Origin of the sequence: Sporosarcina sp. SG10008 (assembly GCF_044569405.1) — a bacterium.
In the GTDB taxonomy this organism is placed as follows: domain Bacteria; phylum Bacillota; class Bacilli; order Bacillales_A; family Planococcaceae; genus Sporosarcina; species Sporosarcina psychrophila.
Window position 1 is genome coordinate 3,601,472 of sequence record NZ_CP172607.1, and the last position, 20,468, is coordinate 3,621,939.

General features: G+C 34.4%; 20 protein-coding genes. 3 read left to right on the forward strand and 17 right to left on the reverse strand.

Annotated features, from left to right (window positions below; translation table 11 throughout):
• Positions 1 to 507 carry a hypothetical protein gene (locus ACGLYD_RS16865; RefSeq protein ID WP_399629397.1) on the forward strand — a complete coding sequence of 169 codons (507 nt, stop codon included), beginning with the start codon at positions 1 to 3 and terminating at the stop codon, positions 505 to 507.
• A gap of 443 nt (positions 508 to 950) precedes the next feature.
• Here the strand turns inward: ACGLYD_RS16865 and ACGLYD_RS16870 are convergent, their stop codons facing one another.
• Positions 951 to 2,783, reverse strand: coding sequence for an ATP-dependent DNA helicase (locus ACGLYD_RS16870; RefSeq protein ID WP_399633282.1), 1,833 nt, complete (start codon positions 2,781 to 2,783; stop codon positions 951 to 953).
• A gap of 489 nt (positions 2,784 to 3,272) precedes the next feature.
• Here ACGLYD_RS16870 and ACGLYD_RS16875 point away from each other — a divergent pair, with 489 nt between their 5' ends.
• Complete coding sequence (locus ACGLYD_RS16875) at positions 3,273 to 3,833, forward strand: recombinase family protein (protein WP_399629399.1); 561 nt, start codon at positions 3,273 to 3,275, stop codon at positions 3,831 to 3,833.
• Positions 3,834 to 4,204: 371 nt separating this feature from the next.
• The gene (gene murJ, locus ACGLYD_RS16880) at positions 4,205 to 5,488 is read left to right on the forward strand and encodes a murein biosynthesis integral membrane protein MurJ (RefSeq protein WP_399629401.1); all 1,284 of its coding nucleotides are present in this window, start codon (positions 4,205 to 4,207) and stop codon (positions 5,486 to 5,488) included.
• A gap of 255 nt (positions 5,489 to 5,743) precedes the next feature.
• Here the strand turns inward: murJ and ACGLYD_RS16885 are convergent, their stop codons facing one another.
• From ACGLYD_RS16885 to ACGLYD_RS16960, 16 genes are all read right to left on the reverse strand, one after another.
• Positions 5,744 to 6,223, reverse strand: coding sequence for a hypothetical protein (locus ACGLYD_RS16885; protein WP_399629404.1), 480 nt, complete (start codon positions 6,221 to 6,223; stop codon positions 5,744 to 5,746).
• A 141-nt stretch (positions 6,224 to 6,364) separates the two neighbouring features.
• On the reverse strand, positions 6,365 to 7,384 hold the full coding sequence (locus tag ACGLYD_RS16890) for a DUF4179 domain-containing protein (RefSeq protein WP_399629406.1): 1,020 nt from the start codon (positions 7,382 to 7,384) through the stop codon (positions 6,365 to 6,367).
• On the reverse strand, positions 7,374 to 7,901 hold the full coding sequence (locus ACGLYD_RS16895; protein WP_399633284.1) for a sigma-70 family RNA polymerase sigma factor: 528 nt from the start codon (positions 7,899 to 7,901) through the stop codon (positions 7,374 to 7,376). The genes ACGLYD_RS16890 and ACGLYD_RS16895 overlap by 11 nt, the downstream gene beginning before the upstream one ends.
• A 206-nt stretch (positions 7,902 to 8,107) precedes the next feature.
• Positions 8,108 to 8,398 carry a hypothetical protein gene (locus ACGLYD_RS16900; protein ID WP_399629409.1) on the reverse strand — a complete coding sequence of 97 codons (291 nt, stop codon included), beginning with the start codon at positions 8,396 to 8,398 and terminating at the stop codon, positions 8,108 to 8,110.
• A 119-nt stretch (positions 8,399 to 8,517) separates the two neighbouring features.
• Complete coding sequence (locus ACGLYD_RS16905) at positions 8,518 to 8,871, reverse strand: DUF3147 family protein (RefSeq protein WP_399629411.1); 354 nt, start codon at positions 8,869 to 8,871, stop codon at positions 8,518 to 8,520.
• Entirely contained in the window at positions 8,862 to 9,278 is a 417-nt protein-coding gene (locus tag ACGLYD_RS16910; protein ID WP_399629414.1) for a MarR family winged helix-turn-helix transcriptional regulator, read from the reverse strand. The genes ACGLYD_RS16905 and ACGLYD_RS16910 overlap by 10 nt, the downstream gene beginning before the upstream one ends.
• 193 nt (positions 9,279 to 9,471) lie before the next feature.
• A complete protein-coding gene (locus ACGLYD_RS16915; protein WP_399629416.1) occupies positions 9,472 to 9,909 on the reverse strand; it encodes a GNAT family N-acetyltransferase in 438 nt (145 codons plus the stop codon).
• 93 nt (positions 9,910 to 10,002) lie between these two features.
• On the reverse strand, positions 10,003 to 10,374 hold the full coding sequence (locus ACGLYD_RS16920) for a hypothetical protein (protein WP_399629418.1): 372 nt from the start codon (positions 10,372 to 10,374) through the stop codon (positions 10,003 to 10,005).
• 581 nt (positions 10,375 to 10,955) lie between these two features.
• Positions 10,956 to 11,771: a lipid II flippase Amj family protein gene (locus ACGLYD_RS16925; RefSeq protein ID WP_399629421.1), complete on the reverse strand. Its 816-nt coding sequence runs from the start codon at positions 11,769 to 11,771 to the stop codon at positions 10,956 to 10,958.
• Between the two features lie 249 nt (positions 11,772 to 12,020).
• Positions 12,021 to 12,494, reverse strand: a complete 474-nt coding sequence (locus ACGLYD_RS16930; RefSeq protein WP_399629423.1) for a DUF4825 domain-containing protein — start codon at positions 12,492 to 12,494, stop codon at positions 12,021 to 12,023.
• Positions 12,495 to 13,083: 589 nt separating this feature from the next.
• Positions 13,084 to 13,317: a hypothetical protein gene (locus ACGLYD_RS16935; protein WP_399629426.1), complete on the reverse strand. Its 234-nt coding sequence runs from the start codon at positions 13,315 to 13,317 to the stop codon at positions 13,084 to 13,086.
• Between the two features lie 330 nt (positions 13,318 to 13,647).
• A complete protein-coding gene (locus tag ACGLYD_RS16940) occupies positions 13,648 to 17,775 on the reverse strand; it encodes an FtsX-like permease family protein (protein ID WP_399629429.1) in 4,128 nt (1,375 codons plus the stop codon).
• Complete coding sequence (locus ACGLYD_RS16945; RefSeq protein WP_399629430.1) at positions 17,772 to 18,461, reverse strand: ABC transporter ATP-binding protein; 690 nt, start codon at positions 18,459 to 18,461, stop codon at positions 17,772 to 17,774. The genes ACGLYD_RS16940 and ACGLYD_RS16945 overlap by 4 nt, the downstream gene beginning before the upstream one ends.
• A 320-nt stretch (positions 18,462 to 18,781) precedes the next feature.
• Positions 18,782 to 19,090 (reverse strand): hypothetical protein, encoded by a 309-nt coding sequence (locus ACGLYD_RS16950; RefSeq protein WP_399629433.1) that lies wholly within the window; start codon positions 19,088 to 19,090, stop codon positions 18,782 to 18,784.
• 113 nt (positions 19,091 to 19,203) lie between these two features.
• Positions 19,204 to 19,518 carry a hypothetical protein gene (locus tag ACGLYD_RS16955; RefSeq protein ID WP_399629435.1) on the reverse strand — a complete coding sequence of 105 codons (315 nt, stop codon included), beginning with the start codon at positions 19,516 to 19,518 and terminating at the stop codon, positions 19,204 to 19,206.
• Between the two features lie 319 nt (positions 19,519 to 19,837).
• Positions 19,838 to 20,176, reverse strand: coding sequence for a hypothetical protein (locus ACGLYD_RS16960; protein ID WP_399629438.1), 339 nt, complete (start codon positions 20,174 to 20,176; stop codon positions 19,838 to 19,840).
• Positions 20,177 to 20,468 lie beyond the last annotated feature (292 nt).

The window sequence follows — 20,468 nt, forward strand, 5'->3', positions numbered from 1 at the left end:
ATGAATAACTTTAATCACTCTAATAACAATCAATCCCAACCTAAAAAACAACGTTCAAACTTAAAATCTGTAGAAAAAATTCATCTACAATCTGGATCAAATAAAAAAGAATTAACAAAGACAATAAACACTATCGGAAAACTTAAAGGAAATAAAAGAGATGAATATATCGAACATTTAGTAGCTAAGGACAATTCTATAGAGTTTGCTAGTGATTTACTGAAACTAGCAAATTACACACTATCTTACTCTAGCAAATTAGATCAAGAAGTAATAAAAATTCATCAAGAAACAATCAATAAGTTATTCGAACGATTAGATACGATAGACAAAGAAAGTACATCGTATGTTTTTGAAATTACAATGGTTTATAATCAAATTTCTGATTTGTCGAAAATGATTCAACAAATTCGTAATGACTGGAAAAACATTTCACAGCTACTAATTGTCAGTGCTATTACGCTTGCAGGAGTTGTTGTTAACGGCAAATTAAAGAAGATCAACTAAAATACTATTAATTAGAAGCTTAAATAGTTTCAAGGTAAAGAACTAGTATTGATTTAATATTAAAATGGACAATAGCTTTCTTAATAACCGTTAAGAGAGCTATACTCTCTATAATTGTTATAAGAGATACAGGTGCCCAATTAATTTAATTCCTCTGAAACAAGATTAACTTTTCATGCCTGGCAAATTGATTTATTCCGTCCATATAAGTACACTTTTACGAACTCTCTAAAAATCCATTAAAACTAATAAAGGAACGTCCGTAAATTCATATTAAACATTTACGGACGTTCAATAATTCACAAACACGTTAGCGGACAAAATTAATTCGAGGAATAATTTCACATAATAAAAAATATAGCGAACTCTTTCTTATATTTAGAAATATGATACTTGCCAATTCCATTGTTACTGAAACCAAAAATTCTCTGACTGCATTATCTTCAAAAATAATCCATTGATTCTACGAAGGTTTCAACATCTTCTATTTTTTCCGTCACATTCACAAATGGAAGTGCACTTAATATATTCTTTTTTTCTTTAACTCTCTGATCTAATATAGCTATTACACCCAAATCCTTTTCCGATCTAATAAGTCTCCCAGTACCTTGCTTTAACTTTATCATCATTTCAGATTCATATACCGACGGATCTGTTGAAGCTTTGTAACGTACCACTGGATCCGGCACGGGGTAAGGTAATTTCACTACAATTAGACATGACAAATCAGATCCTTTTATATTCACCCCCTCCCAGAAGGCGCCGGTTGACAATAAGACAGCGTTTTGGGAAATGAATTCTTCTTTCAGTTTATTTACGGACCTACTATCGTCCTGTTTTAGTATATTCCATGAAAACTTATCCTTTTGTGAATTTATTCCTTCATACACTAATTCCATCTGCTTCTTCGATGTAAATAACACTAACGTACGCCCATTCATCAAATTGGCTAACTGAATAATTTCATCGGCAATTTCACTAAACTGCGATTCATCTCGGACATCAATATTCTTTGAAGGAAGATAAACTAACGTGTTTTTTTCATAATCATAGGGAGATTCTTGGGGAGAACTGTATATGGATGTTATTGGTAAACCCAATGCTTTAGTTTGATATCTGTAATAAGATTCGTTTCGATCAGATTTGTTTTCACTGAGTATATTGCCACCTAATGTAGCAGACGTAAGGATTACCGATTTTTGATTCATAAATAACAATTCATTAATGATTTTATGAATTTCCTTTGGGGCACTGCATAAAAACAATCCTTTTGAATCAAATTTCTTTTCGTATATACCCCAATATACTGATTCTCCCGATTTTATAGATTCAAAATGGTCAATAATAATATTAACTCCTTCGTCTAATTCATTGTAGATGTGCTCTTTACTGTCTTTAAAATCCAAGTATCTAAGTTCCGATTTCATATCGTTTAATTCCCATAATAAAAGTTCAACATCTTTAGACTTTGTGGAAACCAACTCGTTAAGATCTAATCGATTACCTAAGATATAATCACCTTCTTTTGAATGTTGCTTAATAAATTCGGAATGGAAGTACTCAAATAATTTATTTATTCTCCCAATAGTTTTCAAATTACGGGTGATATCAAATTCCAGTTTTTTTATATGTTGTTCCATCTTTTCTAGCATCTTCAGATTAATTTTTATATTAAAAGAATCTCTAACGATGTCTTCGAATTTATGGGCTTCATCTAAAACTATAGTATGTCCCTGTTGAATAAGCCCCGGCTGATAAAGTCTAAATTTCTTTTTCAGATCTTCTACTAGTAAATTATGGTTTACAATAATACAATCGACAGAAGTAGTAGAACGAGGATTTATATTCTGTCGCATATTATAAAAATCACAATTAAACCTATATTCGCATTGGTTAAAGGTACATTTCTCAACGCTCCAATTTCTTTTGTCGTTTGCTTTAATTAAATCAACCTTCCAGTCTTCCTGCAAAGTTAAAATATCAGTTAGCTCACTATTATTTTTTTGAGACTTATATCTGGCATAACATACATAATTAGTCCTTCCTTTACCCACTACACATGTAAAATCAGTCGAAAGAATCTTAGATACCGCTGCAATATCGTCTACTAACTGATCTGTTAGTTGTATAGAAGATGATGAAACTATCAAAGGGATTTTAAGTCGCTTGCTTCGAATCAAACCAGGTATAAGATAAGCAAATGATTTACCAATACCCACCCCAGCTTCTGCCATTAGCACTGTTTTTTCTTGCATAGCTTCTCCAATATCTAACATCAAGTTTTCTTGTCCTTCTCTTGGCGAATAGTTAGCATTTGAATTCAATAAATCAATAGCTGTAAAAACATCATTAATATAATTAATAGGAAAACCTCCAAGAACAAATGTTCCTCAATTATAACACACAATGCCATTTTATTGAAATTAATAGGGTAATACAATCTATTATCATGTTAATACGTTTCTCTTGTTTGAGGTTAAATAAAATTTTGGATTTAAGTAAGAACAAATAGAGCCAGTATAAGCTTGTCCTTTTAGTATGCATTTTCATGTAAGTATTAGTTTGTAATTCTAAATACTAAACTGTCCTGTAACGTGTACAGAAACCCGTCCCTTTCTGAACACACTGCTGTTCAATCTGAAAAGGACGTTTTTTATTGGCTTTTTCGTAACAAAACTCTGTTCATAAATCTACGTACAATAACCTGCGTGATTTTATCTTATGTTACAATGAGTTTAGAGAAAAATAAGGAAAGAGTGATTTGGGTGTTAATTGGATACGCACGTGTATCAACAGGATTACAAAATTTGGATTTGCAAATGGATGCGCTAATGAAATATGGTTGTGGTAAAATTTTTCAAGATAAGATGAGTGGTACAAAGAAGCAGCGTCCAGGATTAGCAGAAGCATTGGAGTATGCACGTGAAGGGGATACAATTGTGGTTTGGCGACTGGATCGACTTGGTCGCAATATGCAGGACCTGATTCACGTTGTGAATAGTTTGAATGAACGTGGTGTCGGCTTCCATAGTCTACAAGAAAACCTAACAATGGATAAAAGTAATGCAACTGGTCAATTGATGTTCCACTTGTTCGCAGCGTTTGCGGAATTTGAGCGTAACTTAATAGAAGAACGTTCAGCTGCTGGTCGTGCAGCAGCAAGAGCGCGTGGTCGTCTAGGTGGTCGCCCAGAGAAGTTTGGGGAAAAAGATATTGAAATGATGAAATCACTTATAGAAAGTGGTACACCGATTAAAGATGTTGCAGAAAAATGGGGCTTGTCTCGCACGACGATTTATCGCTATTTGGAAAAAACCCCAAAATAAAACTTGAAGCACTTGCTACCAGGTCACAGGTTGGATAGATGCTTTTATTGTTTAGAATAGGGTTATTCTGAAGTGCAAAATATCACTTAAAACAGGTGCAATTTACAGATTAAAGTGACAAGTAAAAGCCTCCGATCAATAGAATTAATACAAATACTCCTGCAAGAACTAACATCGCAGTAGAATCATTAAGAGCATCGAGTTTCTATAAAAGATTTCAGTGAAATTCTTGGGGTGAGTGCTTGAATGATAGTTCTGATAGAATTGATGAAACAGTTAAGCAAATGGAAATTGCTAAGTATTGGTATGACAATACTTTAGGGAACTTGTTGTTGATTTAACGTTCTGCCGAGAAAGGTCAGGTTGTATTAATGAGTAAAATGATGAAAATTGTTGGGGCAGTTGCGATCATTAATATACTGGCCAGGTTACTTGGTTTTATTAGGGAAATAGCGATAACGAATCAGTATGGTGCGTCGACTACAGCTGATGCAATTGCAAAAGCGTATACAATTCCGAATTTCATTTACCTCGTTGTTGGTGGCGGATTGACGACGGCATTTATATCCGTCTATCATTCGACGAAATTAGATAAGGCATTGTACATTCGAAAGTCGCTTACGACTGTTCTTGTGACAGCAGTTACCATAACAGTTACATTAATCATCTTTACAGATCCAACTTTGAGACTACTTTTCAACACTCGGAGTGCTGAAGAGTATGCATTGGTACGCAATCTATACCTTTGGATGATGCCATCTTCAATCATTCTTGTCCTATCGACATGGATGAGCGGATTGCTTAATGTAAATGGTAAATACAACCTGTCTAGTATTGCGGTTCTTCTATATAATGCAGCCTTTGTCGGAATAGCTGTGTTGTTAACCAGTTATTTCGGACCTGAATCATATGGGATTGGTGCATTGTTTGGTGCACTGTTAATGGGTGGATTTCTTTATGCAGGACTTCGGAAATCGAAACTCTATTCGTTGAAACCATCTTTTGGCATGTCTGAAGATGTTAAGAGGCTATGGGTTATCGCTTTGCCGATATTGTTCGGTGGAGCCTCGTTACAGTTCTATATTCTCATTCATAGGATTGTATCTGAGCAGTTTGGAGAAGGGGTGCTTACTGCGGTTAATATTGCCTCGAAATCGACTGGCCTTCCGCAGGCAGTCTTGATGACCGCAGTGACGACCGTCATTTATCCTCTCCTCAGTAAAAAAGAGGGAGAGGGCGATATGGAGACTATCCGTGTGCTCTATAAAAAGGGATTGCTCTATCTAGCCGCACTACTCGTTCCAACGATGGCTATCGCTTACTTTTTTGCAGAACCGCTTATCAGTCTTGTTTTCGAACGTGGGGAATTTACAAGGGAATCGGTCTTGCTAACGGTGCCTATATTTCGTGCATTTTCGTTATCAATGTTTTTCCTCGCTGCGAATACATATATCACTCGATTCTACTATGCAAAAGCCAATTCGATGGTGCCGGTAATATTTAGTGTGATTAGCGTCTTAGGCATTAATGTAGCGGTTATTTTTTTGATGATGGGCTCATTTGGTCCTTCAGCGATTGCTTACGGTACGGTTATTAGTGCTGCGGCAAACTTCGTGATGCTGGTTATTTATGCGAGGGTGAAATGGAAATTATAAATGGGGCTAATTCTTTTTGCTTTTTAATAGATAAATCAAAAGTTCACGGAAGTATTTAACCTCATTACTCAATAAGTTATGACACATGCAATAGAAAAAAGTCTCCCTTTCTAAATGAAAGAGGGACTTTTCGCAAATCTAACATATTTCCATTGTGTTAGATTCGGAAGTAGTTAACTCCATCACTCAACAGGAGAAAACTACCATGTAAAGGTAGCCGCTTGTTCAACTAAAGCGCCCGTTAGTTGAACAAGATTATCGATTTATTTTGAAGAGGCATACTTTCAAAGTCTCTTCTTTTACATCTTCCTCCATTTCGTCATCATCTCTAACCTCTTCAAATGGAAAGCCATCGTGATATGGAAATCTTAGAAACTCCTCAATAATAGGCTCAAGTTTATGTGTAATTTCGATTTCACATCCGAATGGTAGGGCAGTGTCATAATCTGATATTAAATTAAACTTTATTTGAGCAGATTGCCATTCGAACCAAATATAGAAGAGCATTCCATCTCGATTATTTGAACCTTTTATTTGCTCGCGTCTGTTGGTCATCACTCTTTGGAAAAAAACTATGAAATCTTCCACTACTATCTCAGTCGCTAATTCCTTGCTGATAGACATTGACCAAGTGTTGTTTGCTGTTTCTTCGTCTAAATCTTGCATACTATCGCCAATAAACAAAGGGTCAACAACTATTTCTTCAAGGGATTGAAAAAACTCATTTTTATTCATGATTACTCCTTCTATAAATAGCATTTTATAAAATCCATTTTACACTAACCTGCCTCTTTAGTTGAACAAGAAAAAAGAGCCGTCTAAGCAGCTCAACAATCTGCAAGCTGTTACTTTAAGTATTCATTAAACAAATTATTATTATTTTTTTAAGTCGATGACAATAGGCTCAAGCTCAATTTCTGTATGACCTTTTCCATAATTGAGACTTGCAATTTGAACAGGTCGAATGATAAGTTTACTAGCTCCCTCTTTAATCGTACCGAAATCACTTGTTCCTTTGAATGTTCTACCATTGTCAAGTGACGTACCACCACCACTAGTTCCATTCATATACACATTACCGAGGTCATCTGTTACATAGAAAACAGGTGTCACACTTTGCCACTCTTTTAGGAGTTCACCGGAAACCACTTGTTCATAGCTAATTACAGTGGATACATCAGTGAACTCAATAGATTGAAGCGTGAAGTTCATATTCTCATTTTGTACCGTTTCATTTAACAATTCTATATCACCTTCTAAACGATTAAGTGAAAAGGCGAATGACCAATCACCCTCTACCTCTAAATCATTTGATAAACTTTTAAAGGCTTCAGGATTCCAAGTAATTTCAATTGTTTCTGGATACTTTTCATCTTCGAAATCGGGAGTGAAAGATGCCAACCCTACATAGCGATTGTCACTAATCTTTGTAATTTTTTCACTACCTCCCTTACCACTTGCACCAACAACATCAAACCAATTCATTGCACGGATTTCAATTTCTTGTTCAACTTCTTGTTCTGTTTCGATTGCATATAAAATAGTAACATTCGTTCCATCATAAACCGCATTGTCTATCATAACAGTCGTACCATTGCTTGTCTGTGCAAGACCAATATCAGTCGAGAAGGTTTCGAAATTTTTATAGTCTCTCTCCCCATCATAAAAAAAACTAATGACATTATCCATAAATGGAATTTGTGCTGCAATAGACGGAAAAGCAAAGGCAACTGAAGTGGTAGATAACCCTAAAATCATTGCTGCTGCTAATAATGGATTTTTAAATCTTCTTTTTTGTTGCTCTACTTTGGCTTTTTTTATACCCATTTTTGATCTTTCATGTAATTCTTTTGGAATTTCTATTTTTTGTAACTCTAGATCTATTTTATTGTTCACAAATATCAACCTCCTTAAATTGTTTACGCAGCTTATCTAATGCACGATAAAGAATAGATTTTGCCGTTCCAAGTGGTATTTCCAATATCTCCGATATTTCTTTAAATGTATGGTTATGATAAAACCTTAAAAGAACAATACCTTTTTCATCCCCGTCTAATCCATCTATCAAATCTTGTAATGATATAGAAAAGGAAATATCTTCATTCTTCGTTCCTAAAAATTCCTCATATTCTGGTTTTAACTGAACAACTTTTTTATTTTTCCTTACTACATTTGTTGCACAGTTCATTGTGATTCTCATTAACCACGTTTTGAAATACTCTGGCTTTTTCAATGTATTTATCTTCTTAAATGATTGATAGGCTACTTCTTGAGTAACATCTAAAGCATCTTCTTTGTTTTTTACATATACATAAGCCATTCGATAAATATCTTCTTCATATTGCTGGAACAGCTTTAAAAAAGCTTTGTCATTTCCTTTTTGTGCTTTTTTTACTAATCCAATGATTGGAATTCACCCTTTCTTTTTTGTCTTACATCTATTAGACAAAACAAAGTCTAATTTGGCTTAAATTTTTCAAAATAAAAAAATAATCGTCCAAATTAAGGACGATTACATTATCTATTTTAAACCTCTTGTTCAACTATTCTGCCCCTTTAGTTCAATAAGAAAAAAGGCTTTACTCCTTCTTGAAGTAAAGCACCCGTCAGTTTAATGATTTATATAGGAACACCCGTTTCCTTTTTCTTGAATACGCCTATTAATAGTATAATTAGTCCTATGATGAAACCTATCGAAAACAGTATAATAATTGTAACTGGTATTGCCCATACATTCCTAATAATTAAGCCGTAGGTTAAACCAATCTGAAAAGATAATAATGGTGAGATTACCAACATAAGAGTGATTCCCCAAACAATGTATTTCCTTTTCTTTGACTTACCTTCGCTTAGATGATAAGCAGCAAGTGCTCCTATGAATGCAAATACATACCCTACAAAAAGCACCATTTTATCATCCCCTTCTTTATTTTAATTTCACAATATCTCTTGCTGTACTAACTGCCCCGTTAGTTCAATAAGAAAAAGAGTTTCCTCTGGTAACCCCATGTTCTTTTACGAAGCACCCGTTAGCTGAAGAACAGGGCTTTTGCGTATTTTGAAACAAGATCTTGAACCGTTAAAAATATCAACCATCCGCATACTCCTAAACCAATAGATATAAATAAATGAACAGAGTTTTGTAAGGCTATATAAACGATTACCAACAAAAATGCGGTTGCAGGAAATCCCCAAAGTACCCCTAATGCAAATTTACTTAACGTTGCTATTTGTTCTCCTTGGACATACAGCCATACAATGCTAAGTAAGCTGACTAAAGGGAGTGCAGCTATTACGCCTCCATATGAAGGTAATCTTCTTGAAATCTCCGTAACAATACCAATAACGATAGCTGACGCTATAATTTTTGTTATCACATACATTGTTTTGCTCGCTCACTTAAGATTTTTAGGGCCTGCTCTACTATATATTTTTCATCATTATCTAGTTTATTCAACACTTGTTCTAATTTGTCTTCATCGAGACTCGTATTTCGATTTAATACTTCTTTACCTAAATCCGTGAGGTAAAGAATCACTTTTCTTTCATCAAGAGGATCTCTCCCCTTTAATACATACCCCTTTTCAATCATTCTTTTAGCATGTTCTGAAGCCGTATTATGAGAAACTTGTATATATGAGGCGATTTCATTGATTCCTATATCTTCCTGTTTATCTACAAGTTGAAGAATGCGGACAACTTGATGAGAGATTTTTTCTTTATGAGGATAGTGTAAATGAAAATAAATATCCGTCCAATATTGATTTAAAAGCGTAACTTTACTGTTCACTAATATCTCTCCTTTACATCTTATAAGACGATTATATCGTATAATAAGATGTAAAGTAAAGAATTTTTGATGGTGCATATAAATTGTGAACTTGTATTATGCTAACCTGTTTCGTTAGTTGAACAAGAAAAAAGAGCCGTCTAAGCAGCTCAACAATCTTCAAGTAAAGCACCTCGTTAGTTTAATATCGTACTTATTTTACAGATATTTTAAACACATAACTTGCTTTGTCATAATTCATCCTATCCTCATAAAAACGGTGTGCATCTGTACGCTGTAATCCCGAAGATAAAGAAACACTTTCATAATTATTTTCTTTTGCCCATTCATGAACATATGTAAGTAATTTTTCACCGTATCCTTTTGAACGTATATTAGTATCTGTAACCAAGTCACAAATCCAAATAAATCTGCCACTAGAAAGTGTTATCATCGGCTTAATACCAGTAACTGCAACAATTTCATTACCAACTAGTAATGCGAACATTTTATATCTATCATTCTCTTGCGCAGCAATTACTAATTCAAGATAAGTACTTTCATCAAGATGAGTTCGTAACTGCTTCATAACGGGAAATGCTTCAATAATTTCATCGCGTGATTGAAGTTCTTTAACTTTCAAAGTATTCAAATTTGAAACCCCTTTTCGAATTTTTTATAAATTAATTTTATCATATTTTCTTGTTGAACTAAACTGCCCCGTTAGTTAAACAAGACGGTGTTTTTACTGCGTATAATGTTCTCTAAAAATTAATTTATACTTCGGCTTAAAATCAATTTCAATTGTTTGTGTGATGAAATCGTCATTCAGAAGCATTAACAGTACACTTGATAGGTCTTTTTTATCTGCTGTTATTTCAAATTTATCAACTCGCTTTAAATCCATGAGTGATATCAATTGATTGGAAGCCCGTTGGGTTACTTGTATTTTTACTTCACCGTAAGAAGGAGAGAGTGTAACAATGAAGTCCTCCTCCCCATTAGAAAATCGATATGTTGCTCTATTATAAAAAAAATCTAATGAAGTGGTATCTAACAATGTAGGTTCACACTCAAACAACGAAAGTAAATCGTTTTCTTCTGGATATCCATGCACTTATAATCGTCACCTTTCTACTCCCTATTTAACATTTCCTTATTCCAGTAACCTGCCCCGTTAGTGTAATAAGCGACATTAAAATAAATCACCCAGACTTACTACTATTCCAATAAATGAAAGGGCGAACACTAACAATATCAATAAAATTATAATAGGGGCTATCTTCTTCAGAAAGCCTTCTTCCTTGTTTTTAAACCCCAAATAGCTAAGTGTCAGACTAAGAATACCCAAGATAATGGAAGTGAAAAATAATATTTTTAGAAATTCAACCATCGAGCCTTCAGGTTCTTGTGGTGCAATTGCATAAGAAGCAAGAATAGTTATTGCACAAATAATACTTAATATGGCAGACCACTTGCTATATTTTTGTTCATTGTATTCCCCCTACCTTTTTTCTAAATCATACCATTTATTAGATTTCAGTAGCTAAATTAATATGAAAGTCTTTTGAACTAAACTGCCCCGTTAGTGCAAGAAGGAATTCGAACGCTGAACGGCCTTGCATACGCCATGCACCTTAGGTTTACATAACACCAATTCACGGAAGTAGTTACCTTCGGTCAAAATTCAAATAACATTTATATGATAAATTTAGTAAACCAGGCTACATACCAGGCACCTGGAATAAACAACGCTTGTGCAAGTATCGTCCCTAGTAATCTAGAAGTAATCATCATTAATGACATCCTCTTAAGTGTAAGATAGCTTCCTCTTTGATTTACAACATCATCAGCAAGTACGGAGATTTTTGGATCAATGAATATAACAAGTAAAATTGTGGCTACACCATTAATTAGACCTGAGGCCATAATTGCAGTTGAAGCTCTATCTGGAGCTAATAAAGCAGCATATAAGGCTGATAATACTCCAATTGTATATATTGCAGTTATTATCATGTTTACTAAAAATAATTTTATTGGAATATCTTTAACATTAATATCCTTCAAATAAGAGAACCTAGGTAAACTAAAATGCTTTACTCCTCTTCTTATGTATTCAAGCGTCATTCCTTTTTTAATCAAGGCAGGAACAGACCCTTTCTCTTCAGATAAATGAATTATAGCTCTTGAAAATAAGGCTACAAATGTAGGTAGTAAAACGATTCCGAATAAGGTACCTAAAGTTGATGCACTAATAAGTACTCTACATTGATTTTCTACAAATTCTAAAGTGTTCTCTTTTTGTGCAGAATCTATTAGGCTTCCCGTAAAGGGCTGTTGCATCATATTAGCTAATCTTGAAACAATGACCATTATATTAAACAGAGACAGAGCTGAAGCAATCAGTCTTACCCTTGCTCCCGACAATCTCACAGCATAAGCAAGTGTCTCTACTGAATGAATAATAAACAAAAAAAGGAATATAAATAATAATTTTTCCGTAAAAAAGTCCATACTTAATACCTTCTTTATTTTTATTTGACATCCTAATATTACCACATTTATGACTTATCAAAATTTATCTAACCTTTTGTGATGTGATTGTATCGAGCATGCATCTCTAGTTTACATAACGCCAGTTCACGGCAGTAGTTACCTCCATTACTCAATAAGAAAAGCTGCCCTGTAAAGGCAGCCGATTCTTCAACTAAAGCACCCGTTAGTTGAAGAAGAAAAGTGAAGCTTATTCAACAATCCCGCGCGTTAACGGAATAACTGGTTTACTTTATCTTCATCATCCAAATGTTTTTGTATGAATGTTTTTAGTTCATCTTCACTTTGCAACCCGCTAAAATCTTCTCCATACCAATTTTGCAGATTTTCTTTTGTTATTTTGTATTCTTGGTTACCAAAATTAAATGTTATCCAGTCTACATTCTGAACTAATGCAAATAAAAAAGTAGCGTTATAAATAGCTGTTTTTTTATAGTTTTGTTCCGACTCCGACCAATCATAATTCAATATAATGCCATACGGCTTCTCGTTTGTTTTAAGTTCAAATCCTTTAAAATGCTCTGCACCCTGTAATTGATTCACAATATTTCCTATTGCACTGTTATCTCCAACATACGAATCCTTAAATTTAAATATATCTTCTTCCCCGTTTTTCGTATTACACCCACTCACGATTAAAATTGCCAACAGTAAAAAAGACGAAAGTTTAAGTATTTGCTTCACTGGTATTCCTCCCAATAATAAATTATCTACTCAAAAAACTACCACAACAATTCAACAAAATGGTCCATTTGCCACTAGGAATTTCCCTATTCCGGTAGTCGAGTAGAAGGGAACCTCTCTACCTTACGGTAGATTGTGTTCCTCCCCCCTCACAGAACCGTGCTTGCGCTATTTACGCACACGGCTCCTCATAGTCACCATTCACAAAATATAGCTGATCTCTTTCGCTCAGATTTTGCTAATTCTGCTATCCTTACTAGTTTTGTTTCCATTTAGTATCCCTACCTCTGCGTGTAGTAAATGTGTCCCTAGTATGGGTGATAACTTGGTAGCAGCCTTTCCTCCATCGGCATTACCCAACTTCATTGGTACTACGCTGCTATCCGACTCCCTACAACGGCATTTGCTTTCCTTGCTTATTATCGCTTGTACACCATACTCTTCTATAAGAAGAAAAGACCGGTAGGGTCCTCCCGAGTTGCCGTATCATATCAATGTGTGACGTGCCAAGGTCTCTGACTCCAGAGAGGTATTATCCTTCTTGCCTTTAACGATGGATAAAATGTAGCTTTCTGCCGCAGGTAAGGCATCAGCCCTCTCGAATGACTAACATTATGGAGCTCAATCCCTTCAACCAGTTGGCTTTCGGCCCGCCACCTAACTGTCTACGCTTAAAGGATAATGTTACCAGTAGCCCTCCTTTTTTACCAACAAAAGAAAGAGCTTTGTAATATAGCATTTTCTCTTCTTGAAATAGCAATTCTTCGAAAGCTCTATCGTCTCCATTAATTGCTCTTTTCACAGTATATATATCATGTTTCACGGTGTAATCCCCCCCTTCATTAATTTAGAGTGATCTAGAAGTACAAAAAGTTTCAACTTCTTCATTTTTTCTATATTATTTTTGATTTTATTATTTATAAAGTGAAATTTAAATAGTATTACAGCCATACAAAAAAAGTATGTTTTGACAGTTTATATTTCCTTATAAAACCTTGTTCAAGTATTCTGTCCGTTAGTTGAAGAAGAAAAAAAGAAATTGTAACTCAAGCACTCGTTAGTTCATTAACAAATTAAAAATATCCATCTCCTTGATACTATTTAATTTTATTGCAATCTCCAATGGTTAACCCCTAATTCTGTTTGTTTCATATTATTTGTCTAACCAACCATCAAGAAACTCTCTATTTTCCTCACCGAAATACTCAATAAAGAAGCGGGAAAAGGTGTTACTATCTACATACTTGAATTGGTATTCATTAAAGTAATCGGATAAAAATTGAATTGCTTCTTCTTGTCCTCCACGTTCTCTAAAAAAGTCCCTTAATAAGAGTGGAGTTTTTCCATACATAGTGGATGTATATTCAGACTCTTTAAATTCATCTAACGCAAGATTTACTTTACTACTTGTACTAGTAATTTTTGCTAGATTACTAGCAAATTCATACCCGATTGTCTCGTCCTTGTACTTATCTGTTAAGAACATCGAGGTAACAAATACTGTTAAACTTTCATCGAGCCAAGCATCATGGTATGGATCATTCGAAACCATATTATAAAACCATTGATGTGCTATCTCATGAACAAGTGTAACCTCATAATTATCTTCGCTATTCGAAAATTCTACTACATTCGGATACTCCATGTTTCCTCCATTTCCTATCAAATCTAGCTCAGGGTAAGGATAGTCCCCAATCTTTTTCTCTAAATAGGCAAAGGCATCCCCTGCAACTTCAAGTTCTTCCATCAAAATTTCACTTCTGTTAAGTGGAAGAAATAGCCTCAATGTGGTGTCATTAACTTTTAATGATTCACTGGTCCATTCCTTTGGATTTAGGAGTGCCATGTAAAAGTCTTTAATGTTTTCTCCTTCAAGTTTCCCTGTCATGGTCGGACGAATTTCTCCATCTTCTACTGAACTAATCACAAGAAATTCTTCTGGAAGACTGTAGTTCACTTTATAACTACCATAACTTGTATGATATGACTCTCCTTTCATATCATAGTCTTCAATATTCCAGCCATTTTGGTAGTGTGCTAACATTGGATACCATTGGGCCAAATAGAAGTTTGCACCCTCTCTAGATAATCGGTTCCCATGTTCAGGTATTTTCATTGTGTAATCAATTTTCACTCGCTTCTTCGCACCTGGGAATAGCTCATTATCCAGTTTAAGTAGCAGTTTATTGTTCGATAAATCGTATTGTATTTCTTTTCCTGATACCGTAACTGAAGTAATCGAAACATCAGCCGCGTCTTGTATAAGTTTAGGTTTATATTCTTCAGTAAACGCATTTGGGATAAAATAGAACCCAATATCATTCCAAGTATCTTGAGAATCATTTGTAACATCTATTTCAGTACTAATTTGAAATAGATTATTTTTATCTAATTTCATGTCTATTAAGTAAGCCCCACTTGCACCAGGAAGAATATCCTCTTCCATGGGTAACTTTGTATCTCGGTCTGAGGGCTTTGAAACTTCAATCATTTCCCCGTCGGTTTTCAATTCCGTATTCGTCGTATCTTTTTCAGACGTTTCATTATCCAAATCGGGTATTGCAATTACTAACAACATAAGAACACCAACAAATAATGCTCCTGCAAAACTAAAGACAACTTTAAATTGTTTTTCATTTTTTTTAGAATGTCTTAGTATGCCTTTAGCCCCTTCAATAGGCTGCATTTTCATAGCAACCCTAGATGGAATCCAACTTCCTAACATCCCTACTATAATTGGAATTAAACAACTTATTATTGGTAACCATAATTCTGTTATGGGTATAGGTCCATACATAAAGTAAATGATTATGAATGACAATACTCCACCAACTAATCCTCCAACTAGTCCTATAACTGCACCCTCAACTAACACCATTTTTCGTATATGTGAATTCTTCCATCCTAATGCTTTTAATAGGGATATCTCATTCCTACGTTCTTTAATATTTTGCCACATGATTTCCGTAGTGGTAAGTATAGAAATAATTAAAGAAATTGAAACTGCAATATAATGGTGTATTCCAACTTCCATAGAAACATATTGTCCTAACCAAGAGGTATATAAAACACCATTTAAACGGAAGGTAACATAGATAAACATCATTAATAATGCAGTTGGTAAGGCTATTGCTAAGATGGAGACTAAATTTCTTTGTAATCTTCCCATAACTGTGTTGAAAACCATTGAAAATAAGCCTCTTGTTTTAATGACTCTTTTCCCTGGTAGATTAGTTTCACCTGCTCTCATTACATGCCAAGGGTGAATTTTATTAATTAAACGGGCAGGAAATAAAGGGCCAATTATATAAATAAGTAAAATAAAAAATGTTAATAAAAGAATCTCTGATATTGATAAAGTATCCGTTTCTTTAAAACTTAGCCCTAATTGAACCACGAATGTTAATAAGGAAACAATTATACCTATTAACAAAGACTCTATTATGAGAATATTTTTTAATTGCCTTGGTTTCCAGCCTACAGAAAGAAGAACCGCAAACTCTTGTTTTCTTGATAGATATGAAACTAAGTTGGTTGAGAATACATAAATAATTGCTACTAGAATAACACTTATAATTATTCCCGAGTACCCTAGTTTTGTTTCTTTAAAGATATTAATGGAAGCTCCTTTTTTCACCCAAAGTTGTTCTACCCAACCAACTTCTTCATTCTTTCCTACTTTAGGGATATTTATTAATAAAGGTTGTGGCGATGATCCTAATGTAATATCCGTATGCAGCCCTGTTTGTTTTTCAATTTCTTTTGCTACAACTTCTAATTTTTTCTGGCTCTCTTCACCTATTGTCGTGACATCCTTTACCTTTACTCGAATCGCAGAAATTGGTTTATCTCCTAAAATTTGCTCCGCAGCTTCGATGGTTGTAAGCATTGTAGGTGGCTGCATTAAAAATCCATAAATATTCGAATTAGAATTTATTTTTCGGGGTGGATTAATAGGTTGTTCGTCTTTATTTAAAACATGAGTTGCAGTTGGAATACTGTATGTTTCCATTGGTAATTCAGTCAAAGGGTCCTTTGAAATGTTCAATTTTGATGGATCGTACAAACCAATTAAATATGGACTTAATCTCGGGTTACTTGCCATGCTTACATCTGTTATTTGTGGTTTACGGTAGGTATAGGTATCTGCCATTAACTCATTTGAAACGTCTTCATAAGGAATTACTTGAAGTGCTTTTTCCCACCTTTCGGGAAACGGACTTTCTATTGATTGATAGGTAAGTGGTCCAGTTTTTTCCCGGAGAATAATATTACCTAAGCTTAATGTAGATGAATCATCTTTTGTAATTTTCTCTCCTGTTTTACTATCAATTCCAGTCAAGCTCTCTATTAAAGACGTATGCATTTTTTCGGAATTATAAGTATATTCTTTTGTGTCTTTTGATGATAACGACTTTAAATATTCTTCTCCTCCATTTTTCTCAATAACGTCTAAGGACTTTTTCATCTTTGACTCGTTGTTAAACGGAATATCTAATCTTTCTAGTTTGAAGTTTAAATTCTGATTTAAAAATGATTGATTAGATAAGAGTATGGGGAATGTAGTATCTTTTACGTTTATTTCCTTTCCATCAATTCCTTCAAAGCTGAAATCGGTTGAATAAACTTTACTACTATCTGAAAAATACTTCTGTCCTTCTAGTGGCAATACAGCATTTTCTAAACCAATTAGTCTTGCTTCCTCAGTTGGATCTACACCTGCTAACAAGACTCTTGTATAACTTGATAGATTATTTTCAAAAGCAATTATTCCATATTTTTGATATAGAGTTGAATCAGGTTGTTCGTAAATTCCCTTTGAAAAATATAACTCCTCCTTGTCTTCCTTAGAATCAAATCCCTCAAGATCTTGCGTTATACTTGTCAGTCTATAGATTCCAGGTTCCGATATAACAAGATGTTTTAATATAACATTATATCTAGTAAACCCGATCATACTAATAGGAGCTGCTATATCAATATCTGTGATTTCTTTTATTTTTTTGTAATCATCTAAAGAAATTCCACCTGATATCCCACTTATAAAATTGGGATCAAAAAAGTTGTCGTTTTGGGAAATACCTTTAGTACCTTCTGGTCTTACAACAATATGATAAGATGCATCCCATTTCTTCTGTAAAGAATCAATTACTGTTCCTTTAGTTGATTCAGACAACCCGATTAATATACTTAGACCTCCGCTGATTAGTAAAGCACCAATCATCATCAATAAAAATCGTTCCTTTTGTCTCATCCATCCTTTAACAATAAATGAAATCATACTGTTCTACCTGCTCGTACTTTTATTATTGAACCATCCTTCATTTCAATTATCCGTTCTGCTTTTTCAGCTAATAATGGGTCATGTGTGACAAAAATTACTCCACATTTTCCATCTCTGTTTAATTGTTGTAGTAGTTCAAAGATAGTGTTACCAGTTTGCGTATCTAAGTTCCCTGTCGGTTCATCAGCCAAAATCCAATCAGGATCAGCAATTAAGGCACGGGCAATTGCAACACGTTGTTGTTGACCACCAGATAATTGAGAAGGGAATGAATTTAACTTATCGGCTAGTCCTACTAAATTTAATAGCTCTATTGCTCTCTCCTTTTTATTAAAGTGAATGGTTCTATTAAATAAAGGAATCAAGACATTTTCTAAAGCAGTTAGTGTTGGTAATAGGTGGAATTGTTGAAAGACAAATCCAATATTATTAAATCTAATATCAGCTAATTCATCTAAACTAAGACCATTAATTAGTTTATCTTCAAAATAAAGCTGTCCACTTGTTTGCTGATCTAGAGTTCCCATAATACTAAGTAAGGTAGATTTACCCGAACCCGAAGGACCCATAATTGAAACAAATTCCCCTTTAGTAAACTTAACATTCACATCAGACAGCGCCCTAGTCTCTACTCCATCACCCTTATAATGTTTTGATACATTTTCAACCGTAATATGTTCCATAATAGACAAACCTCCTAGTAGTTCCTCTTAAACTAACCTGCCCTTTACTTTAATACGTTTGAAATGAATATAGGTTCCAATTTTATATAAATCTTCCATATAGAATTATCAAAAGTCCATTTTTTCTTATTGAACTAAACTGCCACGTTAGTTGAACAAGGAATTCCATCGCTGAACAAGGTTGTATGCTGCATGCACCCATAGTAGACATAACACCCGTTCACGGAAGTAGTTAACTCCATTACTCAATAAAAAAAGCTCCCTGTAAAGGCAGTCGATTTTTAACTAAAGCAACCGTTAGTTGAAGAACAGGTATTATTTTATTCTGCCTCAGCACCATTTGAATAAAGTTCTTTATCTACTTGTATCCATACTTTCAAATCACTTCTTTTTGGGTATGTTTCGATATATTGATTGTTATCTTCTAATAATTTTATACCCTTTTTAGTTAAACGAGCAGGACATAAAGAAAAACTATCATCCACTCTCAGTACTCTTTCTACAAATCCTTTGTGTTCGAGGAAAAGGACAAAATTCTCAAACTCTCTTTGAGTTAACCCATAATCAGATGCACATGGCGTAAAAGTTTTCTCGTTGATTTCTTTTAAAACACTGTAACCTACTCTCAACTATTTGAACCCCCTTTATCATTCAATTCACATTACCAATTATCTCTTTTATATAGTCTATTTCATCAACTCTTTATGAATATAGTTATTGAACTAAACTGTTCCCCGCTTATTCATTTTGAATGATAATTTTTCTTATCCAAAATTCCATGTACTACAACTAACACAAGACTTGTTATAATTAAAATTTTGTATATCAACCTTTGATCTAAATAAAAATAAGCTATTAAAGACAAGATGCCTAAACAAATTGCCAAAATCTCTACCTTCCTTGGCTTACTCAGCAGACTCCCTAACAGAGCAAAAGTTGAACCACTTATCATAAGTCTAGGAAGGTGATTTGCATACGTATCTTCTAAGGCAAAAAACGGTCCTAAAGCAATAAGAATAAAACCAAACCATTGAAGCACTTTTCCTAATTTGTTCATCCTTGAGAACCCCCAGCCATTTGGCACTTTTTTAAACTAACTTGCCCCGTTAGTTTAACAAGAAACTCGATTATCTCCATCTGCAAACCTTCGAATTGATCGCTGAACAATTTTGTATAGTCTATACGCAACAGGTTGACATAACCCCGTATACGTTTCCATGGCATATAACCAGTAATTGAAAATCTTAGGTCCAGAAAGATACGGGAATTCTGGCTTTCTTTTTATTTCAATGATGCTTTTTAAGATGGCTATATCAAATTGAGCAGATTCAATTAATCCTATTACGTCACCCCTATCAGATGATTGGGCTATCCCCTTAGACACACGTTGCCAAATCTCCGGATGGCGATTCGGTTGCGTCAAAATCTGATAGTAAACTAAACTTAATTTGTGCAGATTGCCAATCGAACCAACTATAGAAGAGCATTCCTTCTCGATTATTTGAACCTCTTATTTGCTCGCGTCTGTTCGTCATCACTCTTTGGAAAAAAACTATGAAATCTTCCACTACTATCTCAGTCGCTAATTCCTTGCTGATAGACATTGACCAAGTGTTGTTTGCTGTTTCTTCGTCTAAATCTTGCATACTATCGCCAATAAACAAAGGGTCAACAACTATTTCTTCAAGGGATTGAAAAAACTCATTTTTATTCATGATTACTCCTTCTACAAATAGCATTTTATAAAATCCATTTTACACTAACCTGCCCCGATAGTTGAACTAGGAGTTTGATCGCTGAACGGGTTTGTATCCTCTATGCACACCAGGTCGACATAACGCCACTTCTCGGCAGTTGGCCAAGACCGACAAGCCCTTGTAACGCCTCAATTCCACTCCTATGACCCCTTACTTTATTTATGCATGAATCCATACATAAATGGACTAACGGGCTTTCTGGTGAGCGCTAGCTCAATCTACATGAATAATTATGCAGATTGACCTCAAA